This window comes from Solwaraspora sp. WMMA2080, assembly GCF_027497395.1.
GTDB lineage: Bacteria > Actinomycetota > Actinomycetes > Mycobacteriales > Micromonosporaceae > Micromonospora_E.
In genome coordinates this window covers 327,282-341,017 of the sequence record NZ_CP114910.1, presented here as the reverse complement: position 1 = coordinate 341,017, position 13,736 = coordinate 327,282, and the positions used below count along the sequence as shown (strand labels likewise).

Below are 13,736 nucleotides of genomic sequence, written 5' to 3'. Positions count from 1 at the left end.
CGGGAGGCAACGTCCGGTGACACCCGACCCCCGCCCCACCCCGACCGTCCCACCACCACCCACCCGGCAGCGCCCGGCCGGCGACCAACGCTCCGCGACCTACTACACCCGCTACGCCCGCGCCCGCGTCGTCGAAGCGCAACGCACCATCGACAGGCACACCACCTCGGCGTACACCGGCTGTTGTCTCGGCTGTGGACGGCCCGGACCGTGCGCGGACCTCACCGAAGCCGAAGCGACGATGCACCGCTACCACCGACTGCCGTTCCGCCGCCCCGGCGCGACGCTGCTCGACCCCAACCGGGTCGCCGACACCCCCGACCGGCCCCGGTTCTCCTGGTTGAGCAGGTCGGCATGAGCACCCGGGAGTACGCCGCCGACGCCGCAGCCCTGCAGGTCGCCGCCGACACGATCGGCGCGCTGCGGGCGGTCTGCCTGGCCCTGGAGACCGCCGTCACCCACGTCACCGAGCAGCTCGGCGACGCCCACACGCTCGCCCCGGACGCCCGGCTCGCCGTCGACCGCTACGAGGAAGCCCTGCACCAGGCGTGGGAGGCGTACGGCGAAGTCTTCGACGCCGTCACCGTCGCCCGGCCGCAGCTGCCGGGCAGCCGCCCGGTCGGCGTCGCCGCCATCATGCGCGGCCTGCGGACCGCCCGCGAGCACGCCACCCACGCCGCCGGCGCCACCGGCGACGCCCGACCCCGGGTGTTGGCCGCTGCCGACCGCCTGGCCCGCAGCGACGACCCGTACGCCCAGGTCGCCGCCGCCCGGCTGCGCACCGCCCTGGCCCGCCTCGACCAGCTCGGCGGCAGCCTCGGCGTCGGCACCGGCGCCCTCGACCGCTACTTCAACGCCCTCGCCAACGGCTACGACCCGCCGCAGCAGCGGCTACGCCGGCTGGCCGCACGACGCCCACTCACCGGCACCCCACCCGCCGCCGCCGACACCGACGACGGCGAGCCACCCGGCGACGGTGCCGGGTCCGCCGGGCGGCAGCCACCGACCGAGGTACGCGGCCTCGCCGCCCGTACCGCCGCGTCGCTGGTCGCCGCCGGCCGGCACCACGTCAGGTTCCGCACCTTCTGGCAGCTCGTCCGCCACCACATCTGGGAAGACGCCTTTCGCACCTGGAGGAGCCGATGACCAGCGCACCCACCGCCGCACTGACCTACCTGGTCGCCGGGCAGACCGGCGCACACGAACGCCAACTCGCCCGCTTCGACGACGACCAGTGGCAGGAGTACCTCGACCTGCTCAGCGGACTGTTCGTCCTCACCGTGGACCGACGCTTCCGGCCCGGCGAACCGGCCGCGGTGATCCGCTTCGTCGCCAGCGTCCGGGAACGCTTCGACCCGGCCGGCACCGCCATCGACCCGACCGTGGCCGAGACCCTGATGTACGCCGCCCTCGGCCAGCACGACACCCTGCCCGCCACCGCCGAAACCATCACCGCACAGACCCTGCTGGTCGTCGCCCTGGTCACCGACGAAGGACTCAGCCCGGCCGGCCTGGCCGACCTGATCGACGACACCACCACGATGATCACCGCCGAGCCGGACGACCGGCCAGCCGCCGTCACCCCGGACGGGCCGGCCGCCGTCACCACCGACGGGCAGCCGGCCGACCAGCAGCAGCCCGACGACCACGAGCAGCAGCCGGCTGATCCGACCTGATCAGAGCGGCGATCGACGACTCGACGGCGGCGGTGTCCAGCGGCTCACCGATGGCGAAGTGTTGCAGCAGGACACCGTCGACAAAGACAGCGACCGCGTACGCCGCACGGTCGCCGGTCAGCGGCGTCAGGATCTCGCAGAGACGGTCCCGCCAGGCACGGGCCAGTGGCCGCAGCTCGGGGCTGCGGGCTGCGGCCAGGTAGAGCTCCAGCTCGGTCAGCGCCCGACCCCGGTCGGCCAGGTACTCCCCGATCAGCCCGGTGAGCCGGGCCGGCAGCTCGGTGCCGTCGCCGAGCTGATCGGCCCAGCGGTGCAACTCGGCCTCGACGTCCGTCTGCGCCTGCCGCAGCCCGGCCACGATCAGATCGGCCAGAGTCGGAAAGTAGTAGGTCGTCGCCCCGAGCGGGACAGTAGCCGCCGCACCGAGTTGAGCGGCGCGCTACTCACGCCAACCTCCGGGATCCGGTGCTGGACTGTGCCTGCTTTCGCCACCTTCAGCCCCACGAGGATGATCGATGTTCACCACTGCGTTAGCCCGAATCCGGAGCCTGCTGGCCGCCGGGATCGTCACCGGGATGCTCGCGACGGCAGGTACGTGACACTCCCTCTCCGCCGACTTGCGCACCCGGGCCCAACCACCCCCGACCAGCCGACACCCGCACCCCACCACCACGGCACCGCCGTGCCCGGCCACGCCGACCGCCGGTATGCCCACGAGACCTGGGATTACTTACGATCTAAGAGCGTATGACATCATCTGTGACATGGCAGCGCTCACCGTGGACAGTGCCCGGTCGGATGACACTCGATCGCGAGCCATCGGCAGACTTCACCCAGCAACGATTCTGACCGCCCTGTGTGTCGCACTTGGCGTCCTATACAGATTCCTTGCACTGCTGTGGAGCGTGCCACCCACCAACAGCGATGAAGCGACTATGGGACTGGCCGCGATCCACATATCGAAGGCCGAAAACTTCCCGGCATTCTTCTATGGGCAGAACTACATGGGGACGCTCGAAGCCTACTTGGCCGCGCCGATATTTGCACTATTCGGACCATCGGTTATTGCGCTGCGAATCCCGAACCTGCTCCTCTTTGGCTCCTTTCTTATCATAATGTGGCGGCTCGTCAACCAGCTTTACCGCAGCCGCTGGTTTACCTTGCTGGTAGTCGGCATTCTAGCACTCGGCTCAGACCGGATACTGAAGAATCAAATGATTTCCGGTGGCGGCTATCCCGAAATTAATCCGGCGGGCGCCGGGTTGATGTTGCTCGCAGTTGGGCTCGCGACAAATCGGTATCGCCATCACAGCGCAGCCTTCGCAGCATGGGGGTTCATCGCTGGATTGATGATCTGGGTTGATCCACTCGTCCTGCCATATGTTCTTTGCGCAGGTGTGGTCCTAGCCATCTTCACAAGGAAGGAAATTGTAGGGAGGCTCGGTGCCCTTCTGGCGGGAGGCGTCCTTATAGGTGCCACACCCCTCTTCGTCCACTCAATCAGCTCTCGCGTAAATCCAGTGTCTGTGCTGGTCAGTCTGGGCGGAGACGGTGAGGCATCGCCATGGACGGATCATGTTTATGGCGGTGTGATTTTCGGCATCCCAATGGGGACGGGGTTTTGCGCTCCGAGCGCATGTGAACCGTGGCAACTTTGGTGGGGATTTGCTTTTCCACTACTCCTCCTAGCTGCAGCAATAACCGCAGTGGCTTCGATCCGACAGCAAGAGGGTAAACAGAGAGTCTTCTCGGTAGCCCACTTAGGTCTGTTGATCGGCGCCGCATTGACGATTCTCGCCTATGTTCGGAGTAGTGCCGCAGCAGACACTCCAGTCGAAAGCGCCAGGTACCTCTCGTGCCTCCTGATTTCGCTGCCAGCCGCGTTGTGGCCACTTTGGCGATTGCTACAACGTCGCGCGGGAGTTTGGCCTGCGGTCGCAGCAACTGTTCTTACCGCCACTGCAGTATCGGCTTTTGTCGCCACTGCTAGTGTCGTGGCGATTGCTCCTGATATGAGAGATCTCGCCCGACAACGAGAGAACATGATCGCACGGCTGGAGCAACTAGCTGTAACCCATGTCTATAGTGAATACTGGACATGCAACAATATCACCTTCGCGACAAACGAGAGAATCGTGTGTGCTGTCATTGACGAAGGCGACTTGAGTCCAGGCCTAAACCGACACTTGCCACATCTAGAGGCGGTGCAGGATTCGAGTGATCCAGCATACGTTCTTCCTGTCGATTCACCTGCCAACCCGCTAGTTATCAAACTCATGTCAACGAGTCAAGCCGTACCAACTGTTGTGAACGTACCCGGCTACCACATCTACTTACCGAGTAACTAAGTCGTTCGGCATTTCACCCGGACCAGCGAGGAAGGACCCGGAGCGCGACACTCCGGGTCCTCTGACCCCTTATTAGGACAAATCTCAGGCCCGCCCGCCCCAACTCGAAACCGCCGCGGTTCCGCTCGGGCAGTAGGCCCATGCGCCATTCCGGTCACCGAACCAGGGAGTGCTGGAACTCTTGTAAACTCCGCTGTTGCTGCAAAGAATATAGATTGCGTAGCGCTGCGGACCAGTGCCATCGCACCAACCCCAAGCGCTCGTGCTGTATGTGTCCGTCTGGCAGTACCCGTTCCAGTCGTTCGGGACCACCACCGCGTCGCCAGATGCTGGCGGGGCTGCCATTGCGGATGGCGCTACTGCCACTGCGGACATCAACGCGAAGGCCGCTCCCACTACCCCAGCTCGCCCAATCAAGCGGCGAATCCACGAATTTGAGAACATCTGCGCCTCCTGTAGCTCTACACGAGGGCGAACAATTGCTGTTCATCGCCTTCCCCTCGTATGTATGGCGATGACACGATCAAGAATGACACTTGAAGTCGTCGACGTCCATATCCGTTCGGAGTCAGCTCTTCGCCGATTCTTGGCCCCAACAGCGCTATCTTCATGACGAGTTAATATTCTTTTTGAAACGGCGACGAACATCACAGACGTTTCAAGATCATCTGGTAAGGTTGAGGATGGTGAATGGCCTGGTCATGTCGCGGGCGGCCCATCTGGTGGCTTCCGTGATGTCGGTTCGGCCGGCCAGGCGTAGGGCGTTGATCGCGAGGTTGCGTAGCGAGGCCAGGACGCGGGGCCCGGACCGGGTTCGCGTGGTCGACCGGTCTTCCCGGTAGCAGGTGTCCCTGATCCAGTGCAACGACTCGATGGCCCAGTGGCCGCGGTTGTAGGCGGCCCGTTTGGCGGGGCCGGCCTGGTCGGGAGTGTGGCTGGCGATGCCGAGCTGCGCGGCGGCGGACTGTTTCCCGGTGGCGGTGTGCGTGACGTAGCGCTCGATCAGCCAGACCTGGTTGACGTGCGGGAACGGCAGATCGGGCGGGCGGGCAGGACACGGATGGTCCGGCGGGTCCGGCGGCCGTGTCCGATGTCGACGCTTTCCAGGTCGGGCGGGGTGTCGGCCCAGGGCAGCGCGTTGAGGGCGTCGAACAGGGTCCGGCGGTTCTCCTTGACCGGGAACATGAACTGGCCGCCACGGTGGTGGATGAGTTCGGCGGTCGGCCTGACGGTGTGCAACGCGTCTGCGGTGGCCGGCTCCGTGGTCCTGGCGCCGCCGGTCGGCGCCTGGGCGAGCACGACGCTGACCGCTCCCGGTCGCGGTCCCCGGCGAGAGCGGACAGCAGGTGCAACTGGTTCCTGTCGTAATCGACGGGTTCCGGGCCGGTGACCCGGCTGCGGTGATCCGCTTCGTCGCCAGCGTCCGGGAACGCTTCGACCCGGCCGGCACCGCCATCGACCCGACCGTGGCGGAAACCCTGATGTACGCCGCCCTCGGCCAGCACGACACCCTGCCTGCCACCGCCGAAACCATCACCGCACAGACCCTGCTGGTCGTCGCCCTGGTCACCGACGAAGGACTCAGCCCGGCCGGCCTGGCCGACCTGATCGACGACACCACCACGATGATCACCGCCGAGCCGGACGACCGGCCAGCCGCCGTCACCCCGGACGGGCCGGCCGCCGTCACCACCGACGGGCAGCCGGCCGACCAGCAGCAGCCCGACGACCACGAGCAGCAGCCGGCTGATCCGACCTGATCAGAGCGGCGATCGACGACTCGACGGCGGCGGTGTCCAGCGGCTCACCGATGGCGAAGTGTTGCAGCAGGACACCGTCGACAAAGACAGCGACCGCGTACGCCGCACGGTCGCCGGTCAGCGGCGTCAGGATCTCGCAGAGACGGTCCCGCCAGGCACGGGCCAGTGGCCGCAGCTCGGGGCTGCGGGCTGCGGCCAGGTAGAGCTCCAGCTCGGTCAGCGCCCGACCCCGGTCGGCCAGGTACTCCCCGATCAGCCCGGTGAGCCGGGCCGGCAGCTCGGTGCCGTCGCCGAGCTGATCGGCCCAGCGGTGCAACTCGGCCTCGACGTCCGTCTGCGCCTGCCGCAGCCCGGCCACGATCAGATCGGCCAGAGTCGGAAAGTAGTAGGTCGTCGCCCCGAGCGGGACACCGGCGCGGGCGGCGACCGCCCGGTGCGTGGTCCGCCCGATGCCGACCTCGGCGACCACCTCCAGGGTTGCGGCGGCCAGCGCCCGGCGGCGGCCCTCCGGGTCCCGTGGCCGCGCCGGACGGCGGTCCGGGCCGCCGGACGAGCCGTGAGCCGGGCTGCTGGCCGGACGGCGGTCCGGGCTGCTGGCCGCGCTACCCGGGTCGGCGGTCAATGGGCACCGCCCAGGTTGAGCACCACCACACCCGCGATGACCAGCCCGATCCCGGTCACCTTCGTCAGAGTCAACGACTCACCCAGGAACGTCGCGCCGATCGCGGCGATGGCCGCCGTGCCGAGCCCGGCCCACAGCGCGTACGCAACACCGACCGGGATCGTCTTCACCGCCTGGGCGAGGCAGGCGAACGCGGCGACGTACGCCGCGACCAGGGTGAGCGTCGGCCACAGCCGGGTGAACCCGTGGGTCGACTTGAGCAGACTCGTCCCGATCACCTCAGCGGTGATCGCGGCAGCGAGGAACACGTACGCCATGACCGTCTCCCGTTCTCGCACACACGTACATGTACAAGCGTACAAGAAACGGGGTGGGCCGGCAGCGGATGTCCCCGGCCGACCACCGGGTGAGTAGCCGCCGCACGGATTTGAGCGGCGCGCTACTCACGCCAACCTCCGGGATCCGGTGCTGGACTGTGCCTGCTTTCGCCACCTTCAGCCCCACGAGGATGATCGATGTTCACCACTGCGTTAGCCCGAATCCGGAGCCTGCTGGCCGCCGGGATCGTCACCGGAGTGATCGCGACGGCGGGTGCGGTGACCCTCGCGGCACCGCCGGCCACCGCCGGCGGCCCCACCCTGGTCCCGCTCGTCACCTTCTTCAGCCCCGCCCGGGGCGACTACTTCACCACCAGCCAGTCGGCGTGGACCTGCAAGTACTTCCGCCTCGCCGGCTGCGCGCCCGACCCGCTCTACCACAGCGTCGGCGTCCAAGGGCACGTCTTCAACCCCGACAACCCCCGGCCGGCCGGCACCACCCCGCTCTACCACTGGTGGAGCCCCGACCGAGCGGACAACTTCCTCACCACCGACCCCAACTGGGCCGGCAACGTCGGCGACCGCAAGACATCTGGCCACGAGTACACGCTGTTCCGGATCGAGGGGTACGTGCCGATCGCGCTACCGGTCGGCGGCGGGATGGCCTTCTACAGCTACTGGAACCCGGCCACCGAGGACAACGCCGCCCTGGCGACGTGGAACCGGGTCACGGGTTACAGCTCGCCCGCGCCCGGTTGGGGCCTGTACCGCCGCGAAACCGGCTACCTGCTGCCCCCGGAGTCGTCGACCCTGCGGAGATGCCAGCCGCCCATGACCACGCCGAACCACACGTCCGACCCCTGGTCCGCCGCCGGCAACCTGGTGAACCCCTGGTTGGCGGAGCATGGCCTGGAGGACGGCGACGCCCTGCGCGTCGACGCGACCGGGGAGATCAGGACCGACTTCTGGGGCAACGTCAAGCCGGTGCACGGGTACTCCTGGCAGCACGCCGTACCCGGCTACCCGGCGCCCGGTGAGCCTCCCTACTCGCTCATCGGCTCGGTGACGGCCGGCGCGACCTTCGTCAGCGGACGCGGATGGTACGAGGCCGGCAGCTGGTTCCCGATCGTCGGCACCCGGGACACCGGCACCCCGTCGACCTCGCCGTGCCTGCTCTACGAAACAGCCGGGCAGGTAGGCGGCAGGTTCCAGGTCACGATCAACGACAACAACCTCAGTGACAACGGCGGAGCCGCGACCGTGACCGTACGCCAGTGGTGGTGAGCCGACCTCGGCCCGGCCATGTGCCGGTACGTAACTACCGGCAGGACGCCCGGCAGGATGACTCCTGCCGGGCGTCCTGCCTGTCTCCCCACATCAGACGTTGCTTGACTGAGCGTCATGGCATCAGTTCGAACAGTGATCACCCTTGCGGTGGTCGTCGCAGCGATGGTCGGCACGACCGCGCTCACCGGTCCCACCTCCGCCAGCGCCGAGGCCCACCAGCCGGAGCCGGCCGGGACCACCGAGTCCATCCTCGACCTCATCCCGGCACCGACCCTGGACCGGATGGTCGCCCAGGCTCCGCTGGTCGACGCGGCCAACGTGATCCGCACCGCGGTCGACCGTGCGCCGGGCCGTGGCTACGCCGGCATCGGCCTGGTCGACGACCAGGTCACCCTGTGGTGGAAGGGAGAGCCGCCCGCCGACATCGCCGCGGCCGTCGCCGCCGCCCGCCGCACCGCGCCGGTCGAGGTGGCCGACGCCACCTACTCCCGCGCCGAACTGCGTACGGCAGCCGCCCGGATCGCCCCGGTGGTGGAGGCCGACCCGACCGACGCCAGCCACTCGGTCCGGCTGCGTACCGATGGCACCGGCATCGAGATCGGCGTCGACTACAGCTCGAGCACCGAGCTGCCGACCCTGCCGGAGACCGGTGTCCGTACCACCTTCGTCGAACGCGACCAGATGGTCGAACGGTCGCGGACCGACGACGACGCACCGTTCGACGGCGGGGCCGGCATCGGGCCCGCCGGGCCCTGGTGCACCGCCGGCTTCGGCGTACGTGACGCGGACACCACCGCCGGCTACATCCTGACCGCCGAGCACTGCGGGTCGATCGGCTCGGTCTGGCACACCGGCTGGGACACCACCACCGGCACCGGCACGCTGATCGGCTACGCGGTCGACAGCAACGACGACCACGACACGATGATCATCTCGACGTCGGCACCCGGCGACCACATCTACGTCGGCGGTCAGCACGACGAGGTCCGCGCCGAAGTGGTCGGCTGGACCGAGGTCTTCCCCGGTCAGCTGCTGTGCCAGTCCGGGTACACCTCGGCGGGAGTGCTCGGCGGACCCATCTGCAACCTGCGGGTCGACTACCACTACACCGACATCGAGGACCTCGTCGAGGCCACCCAGCTCGACGGCCACGACTCCGCCCGGGGCGGCGACAGCGGCGGCCCGGTCTACTTCGTCAACCCCGACGGCACCGTGCTCGCCGCCGGCACCACCACCCGGTCGGCCGGACCGGGCTTCGGGTTCCAGGACTTCGCCACCGCCCGCGACGACTACGGCAACCTGGTGCCGGCGACGGCGATCGCCAGCAGCTGCCGGGTCTCCTTCGTCGTCACCGACTCGTGGGGCACCGGATACACCGCCAGCGTCACCGTCTACAACGACGGCCCGGCCGTCAACGGCTGGTCGGTGGGCTGGACATTCCCCGGCGGGCAGCTCCTGCAGGGTCACTGGAACGGCGTCTTCCAGCAGACCGGATCGGCGGTGACCGTCACCAACGAGAGCCACAACGCCGCCATCCCGACCGGCGGTGCCGTCAACTTCGGCTACACCGCTGACGGTTCCCCCGCCACCCCGACACCCTTCACTCTCAACGGCACTACCTGCAACTGACCCTGCCCACTGGCGCCGGGCCCTGCCGCATCACCGGCGGGGCCCGGTGCGCGTCCGCAGATCAGGGCTCGGCCAGTTCGAGTCGCAGCGTGGCGCGCAGGGCCCGCACCTGCGGGGCGTCCAGTTCGCCACAGCGGTCGAGCGCCCGCTCGCGCAGCAGGCGGGCGGCGGCCCGGTCCGAGGCCGCGTCGGCCAGCGCCGCGAGCGCGTCCAGCGTCTGTGCCTCCCACCACGGGCAGGACAGTGCCGCGTAGAGGGCCAGCGCCGCGCGCAGCGCCTCGGCCGCCGCGTCTGCCTCACCCAACGCCGCGAGCACGAGCCCGTACCGGTGGACGGCGCTGGCCTCGCTGAACGTCGCGCCGCACCGGTTGAACACCCGCCGGGCGCGGGCGTACTCGTCGGCGGCCTCCCGCAGCCGGCCCATCCCGGCCAGATCCGCCCCGAGACTCATCATCGCGCCGGCCCGGGCCACCGCCGCGCCGGTCCGGCTGAGCCCGGTGCCCCGGCCGTGGAACGCCAGCACCTCGCGGTGCAACTCGGCCGCTTCGGCGAACCGGCCGAGCGCGGCCAGCGACCCCGCCTGCGCACTCGCCGCGCTCTGCTCGCCGAGGGCGTACCCGATCTCGCGGAACAGCCCGACCGCCCGGCGGCTGTGGTCGACTGCCGACTCGGCGCGGCCGGTGCGGACCAGGACCGCGGCGGTGTAGGTCAGTGCCCACGCCTGCTCCCGGCGGTCCCCGATCCGCCGGGCCAGGTCCAGCGCCCGGTCCAGAGTGGCCAGCCCGTCGAGGTTACGGTCCTGGCAGAAGTACTGGGCCCAACCCAGGAAGTTCAGCAGTACGGCTTCGTCGCGACAGCTGCCGACGGCCCGGGCCGCGGCGACCGCCAGCGAGAAGACCTCTTCCCAGGGGTGCCGGTGACTGTTGGCGTCGGAGTACCAGTGCAACGCCCTGGCGACCGCGACCACATCGGCGTGTCGACCACATCGGGCCGCGTCGCGCAGCGCCGCCAGCCAGTTGCCGGACTCCCGGTCCAGCCAGTACGCCGCCGCCCGATCGTCGTCGAACGGGGAATCGGCCCGACCGGCGTCCGGTTCGAACATCACCCCGGCCTGCCGGGTACGCAGCAGCAGCCAGCCGATCATCCGTTCGTGCGCCGCCGTCCGGCGGGTCTGCGGTTCCTCGGCGTCGAGGCGTTCCTTGGCGTAGAGCCGGACCAGGTCGTGGAACTGGTACCGGTCGCCGAGGGTCAGGAGGAGACCCGCCTCGACCAGCTCCTCCAGGGCCGTCGACGCGGTCTCCTCGTCGATGCCGGCCACGACGGCGACCAGCGCGGGTGCGAAATCGGTGCCGGGGATCAGTGAGGCCCGCCGGAACACTCGCGCGATCACCGGGTCCAGTTGCCGGTACGAGACCTCGAACGCCGACCGCACGCCCAGGTCCCCGGCGGTCAGGACGGTCAGCCTTCGACGTTCGTCGCGGAGCAGGTCCACCAGCCACGCGACCGACCATTGTGGCCGGCTGGCTAGCCGGTTGCCGGCGATCCGCACGGCCAGCGGCAGCTGTCCGCAGAGTGTGACGAGTTGGTCGGCGGCGGCCGGCTCGGCAGCGATCCGGTCGGCACCGACGATCGCCGCGAGCAGCGCTCGACCGGCCGCCGGAGCGAGCAGGTCGAGCGGCTGGCGGACCGCGCCGGCCAGGCCGGCCAGCGGACGCCGGCAGGTCACCAGCGCCAGGCATCCCCGCCCGGCCGGCAGCAGCGCACGTACCTGTGCCTCGTTCGCGGCGTTGTCCAGGACCACCAGCAGCGGCCGGTCCCGGGTCAGGGTGCGGAACAGGCCGCCCCGCTCGGCCGGCGACACCGGCACCCTGCTGTCCGGCACCCCGAGCGACCGCAGCAGCCCGGCCAGCGCCTCGGCCGGGTCGAGCGGTCCGTCCGGCGAGGCGCCCTGCAGGTCGACGAAGAGCTGTCCGCCGGCAAACGCCCAGCTGAGTCGATGTCCGGCCGCGACCGCGAGGCTGGTCTTGCCGATCCCTGGCGGCCCGTGCAGCACCACCACCGAGGATGTGTCCGGCCGGCCGGCGGCGACCTCGGCGGCCAGCGTCGACAGCCGTTGCAGGATCTCCGCCCGGCCGGCCAGGTCCGGGACGGCGGACGGCAGTTCCCCGGGTACGACCACCGCCGGGCCGTCGTGCGGCACCGTGCCGCCCTCGCGCGGCTGCCGCTCGGCCCGGGCCAGGGCGACGAAGCGGTCGCGGTCCGCCCCGGCCAGCCGCAGGGCATCGGCGAGCAGCACCACCGTCCGTCGTTGCGGGCTGCGCACCCGGCCGCGCTCCATTTCCCGGATGCTGCGGACGCTGGAACCCGCCGCCTCGGCAAGCTCCTCCTGGGTCAGCCTCCGCTCCAGGCGGAGGGTTCTGAGCAGGTCTCCGAACTGGTCATGCTGCACCTGACCGGTAGGCATGTTTCCCCAACCACTCAACGCCCTGGCGCACCTGACGTGCGTCGTTGCCCGCATGTACGTAACCAGAATCGACGACAATGCGCACATAGTGTGATCACAGCGATGACAGATCAGTGACGAATCACCGGGGCCCGGCGTGCGCCGGCACGGGCTTCCCGCCGCTCGATCAGGCAATCAGCGGCGGCTGACCGGTGGCCTCCAGGACCGACAGCCACAGGTCGCCGTGCGGGTCGACCTGGTTGCGGGTGCTCACCGTCAACGGCATCGGCACGTGCACGAACCTGCCCCGCCACCGACCCACCACCAGGTCGGTCCGACCGGCCATCGCCGCGTGCACCGCCGCATGCGCCAACCGAATACAGTAGACACTGTCGTACGGGTTCGCCGGCACGCCACGGATCGTGTAACTCGGGTCGATGTACTTCACACTCGCCTCGCGCCCGGCCCCGGCGAAGTCCTCGACGATCCGCTGCCGCAGGTACCGGCCGAAATCGTGCAGCCGCAGATTGCCGGAGGCGTCGTGGCCGACAGGTTCGCCGGCCAGATGCTCCTGGCCGGCGCCCTCGGCGGCGACGACCGTCGCGTGCCCCCGGTCGGCGACCCGCCGACGCAGGTGCGTCAGGAAACCACCCGGGCCGTCCAGGGCGAACGGCACCTCAGGCACCAGGACGAAATCGGCGTCGTGGGTGGCCAGGGCCGCGTAGCAGGCGATGAAACCCGAGTGCCGGCCCATCAGCTGTACGAGCCCGATCCCGCCGGGAAACGCGGTGGCCTCCACATGGGCTGCCCGGATCACCTCGGTGGCGCGCGCGACCGCCGTCTGAAACCCAAAGCTCTGATCGATGTACGGGATGTCGTTGTCGATCGTCTTCGGCACCCCGACGACGGCGACCGGCCGGCCCCGCCGGGCGAGCACCTCGGTGATCCGCGACGCGCCCCGCATCGAACCGTCGCCACCGATCACGAACAGGATGTCGATGCCGAGCTCGTCGAGGGTGTCGGCGATCTCCTCCGGATCCTGGTTGCCCCGCGACGTACCGAGGATCGTGCCGCCGTACTCGTCGATCCGGTCGACGACCGCCGGGGTCAGCGGGACGGGGTCGTGGCCGTACCGGGCGACCAGCCCCTGATAGCCATTACGGAAACCGACGATCTGCCGCACCCCGTAGCCGGTGGTCAACTCCAGCACCAGAGCCCGGATCACATTGTTCAGGCCGGGGCAGAGCCCACCGCAGGTGACGATCCCGACCCGGGTTCGCGCTGGCTCGAAGAAGATCTTCTGTCGCGGTCCGCCCGGCTCCAGGCTCGGCAGCTCGTCGATGGGCAGACCCCGGCCGGTGAGCATCCCGACGGTGTCGTCGAGCAGCACCCGGTCGGACTCGTCGACGTAGTGCCAGCTGGTGTTGCGCCCGAGCAGCAGTCGGGCCAGCGGCGAGTCGAACAGGCACCCGCCCAGCGTCCGGATCTCCAGTCGCACCGGCTCGTCGGCCATCCACCCATGGTCCCGGCCGTTGTTTTCAACGGCGTTACCGAACGGCACCGTCGGCCGGTCGGACCACGGCGATCCGCTCAGCTGACGGGCGGGGCGACCGGGTAGCCCGAGGCCGGCAGACACTCACCCTGGCTCCATCGG

13 protein-coding genes are annotated in these 13,736 nt (G+C 69.4%); 7 read left to right on the top strand and 6 right to left on the bottom strand.

The window, feature by feature from the left end:
* The first annotated feature begins 16 nt into the window (after positions 1–16).
* From O7543_RS01540 to O7543_RS01530, 3 genes are read left to right on the top strand one after another with little or no spacing between them, the layout of a single operon-like run.
* Positions 17–358, top strand: a complete 342-nt coding sequence (locus O7543_RS01540; RefSeq protein WP_281550530.1) for a hypothetical protein — start codon at positions 17–19, stop codon at positions 356–358.
* Complete coding sequence (locus tag O7543_RS01535) at positions 355–1,146, top strand: hypothetical protein (protein WP_281550531.1); 792 nt, start codon at positions 355–357, stop codon at positions 1,144–1,146. The genes O7543_RS01540 and O7543_RS01535 overlap by 4 nt, the downstream gene beginning before the upstream one ends.
* Positions 1,143–1,676 carry a hypothetical protein gene (locus tag O7543_RS01530; protein ID WP_281550532.1) on the top strand — a complete coding sequence of 178 codons (534 nt, stop codon included), beginning with the start codon at positions 1,143–1,145 and terminating at the stop codon, positions 1,674–1,676. Before O7543_RS01535 ends, O7543_RS01530 begins: the two co-directional genes overlap by 4 nt.
* On the opposite strand, the gene O7543_RS01525 is transcribed toward O7543_RS01530, so the two are convergent.
* Positions 1,603–2,034: a hypothetical protein gene (locus O7543_RS01525; protein WP_281550533.1), complete on the bottom strand. Its 432-nt coding sequence runs from the start codon at positions 2,032–2,034 to the stop codon at positions 1,603–1,605. The two genes, O7543_RS01530 and O7543_RS01525, sit on opposite strands and share 74 nt — an antisense overlap.
* Positions 2,035–2,440: 406 nt before the next feature.
* Between O7543_RS01525 and O7543_RS01520 the strand changes: the two genes are divergently transcribed.
* A complete protein-coding gene (locus tag O7543_RS01520) occupies positions 2,441–4,024 on the top strand; it encodes a hypothetical protein (RefSeq protein ID WP_281550534.1) in 1,584 nt (527 codons plus the stop codon).
* Positions 4,025–5,026: 1,002 nt separating this feature from the next.
* Here the strand turns inward: O7543_RS01520 and O7543_RS01515 are convergent.
* Positions 5,027–5,323: a hypothetical protein gene (locus O7543_RS01515; protein WP_281550535.1), complete on the bottom strand. Its 297-nt coding sequence runs from the start codon at positions 5,321–5,323 to the stop codon at positions 5,027–5,029.
* A 47-nt stretch (positions 5,324–5,370) separates the two neighbouring features.
* On the opposite strand from O7543_RS01515, the gene O7543_RS01510 reads away from it, so the two are divergent.
* Complete coding sequence (locus O7543_RS01510) at positions 5,371–5,784, top strand: hypothetical protein (RefSeq protein WP_281550536.1); 414 nt, start codon at positions 5,371–5,373, stop codon at positions 5,782–5,784.
* Here O7543_RS01510 and O7543_RS01505 read toward each other — a convergent pair.
* Together O7543_RS01505 and O7543_RS01500 are read right to left on the bottom strand one after the other, a co-directional pair.
* Positions 5,711–6,406 (bottom strand): TetR family transcriptional regulator, encoded by a 696-nt coding sequence (locus O7543_RS01505; protein WP_281550537.1) that lies wholly within the window; start codon positions 6,404–6,406, stop codon positions 5,711–5,713. The genes O7543_RS01510 and O7543_RS01505 overlap by 74 nt on opposite strands.
* Positions 6,403–6,723 carry a multidrug efflux SMR transporter gene (locus O7543_RS01500; RefSeq protein WP_281550538.1) on the bottom strand — a complete coding sequence of 107 codons (321 nt, stop codon included), beginning with the start codon at positions 6,721–6,723 and terminating at the stop codon, positions 6,403–6,405. The genes O7543_RS01505 and O7543_RS01500 overlap by 4 nt, the downstream gene beginning before the upstream one ends.
* A 198-nt stretch (positions 6,724–6,921) precedes the next feature.
* Between O7543_RS01500 and O7543_RS01495 the strand changes: the two genes are divergently transcribed.
* Both O7543_RS01495 and O7543_RS01490 read left to right on the top strand, forming a co-directional pair.
* Positions 6,922–8,007 (top strand): hypothetical protein, encoded by a 1,086-nt coding sequence (locus O7543_RS01495; RefSeq protein ID WP_281550539.1) that lies wholly within the window; start codon positions 6,922–6,924, stop codon positions 8,005–8,007.
* Positions 8,008–8,124: 117 nt separating this feature from the next.
* On the top strand, positions 8,125–9,639 hold the full coding sequence (locus O7543_RS01490; protein WP_281550540.1) for a cellulose binding domain-containing protein: 1,515 nt from the start codon (positions 8,125–8,127) through the stop codon (positions 9,637–9,639).
* A 61-nt stretch (positions 9,640–9,700) separates the two neighbouring features.
* On the opposite strand, the gene O7543_RS01485 is transcribed toward O7543_RS01490, so the two are convergent.
* Positions 9,701–12,103 carry a helix-turn-helix domain-containing protein gene (locus tag O7543_RS01485; protein WP_281550541.1) on the bottom strand — a complete coding sequence of 801 codons (2,403 nt, stop codon included), beginning with the start codon at positions 12,101–12,103 and terminating at the stop codon, positions 9,701–9,703.
* A gap of 166 nt (positions 12,104–12,269) precedes the next feature.
* Positions 12,270–13,595 carry an ATP-dependent 6-phosphofructokinase gene (locus tag O7543_RS01480; RefSeq protein WP_281550542.1) on the bottom strand — a complete coding sequence of 442 codons (1,326 nt, stop codon included), beginning with the start codon at positions 13,593–13,595 and terminating at the stop codon, positions 12,270–12,272.
* Between the last annotated feature and the right edge of the window lie 141 nt (positions 13,596–13,736).

Coding starts and splice junctions, on each gene's coding strand:
- O7543_RS01530 (WP_281550532.1), top strand. CDS start 1,143: ATGACCAGCGCACCCACCGCCGCACTGACCTACCTGGTCGCCGGGCAG.
- O7543_RS01520 (WP_281550534.1), top strand. CDS start 2,441: ATGGCAGCGCTCACCGTGGACAGTGCCCGGTCGGATGACACTCGATCG.
- O7543_RS01495 (WP_281550539.1), top strand. CDS start 6,922: ATGTTCACCACTGCGTTAGCCCGAATCCGGAGCCTGCTGGCCGCCGGG.
- O7543_RS01500 (WP_281550538.1), bottom strand. CDS start 6,723: ATGGCGTACGTGTTCCTCGCTGCCGCGATCACCGCTGAGGTGATCGGG.
- O7543_RS01485 (WP_281550541.1), bottom strand. CDS start 12,103: ATGCCTACCGGTCAGGTGCAGCATGACCAGTTCGGAGACCTGCTCAGA.
- O7543_RS01480 (WP_281550542.1), bottom strand. CDS start 13,595: ATGGCCGACGAGCCGGTGCGACTGGAGATCCGGACGCTGGGCGGGTGC.
- O7543_RS01490 (WP_281550540.1), top strand. CDS start 8,125: ATGGCATCAGTTCGAACAGTGATCACCCTTGCGGTGGTCGTCGCAGCG.
- O7543_RS01535 (WP_281550531.1), top strand. CDS start 355: ATGAGCACCCGGGAGTACGCCGCCGACGCCGCAGCCCTGCAGGTCGCC.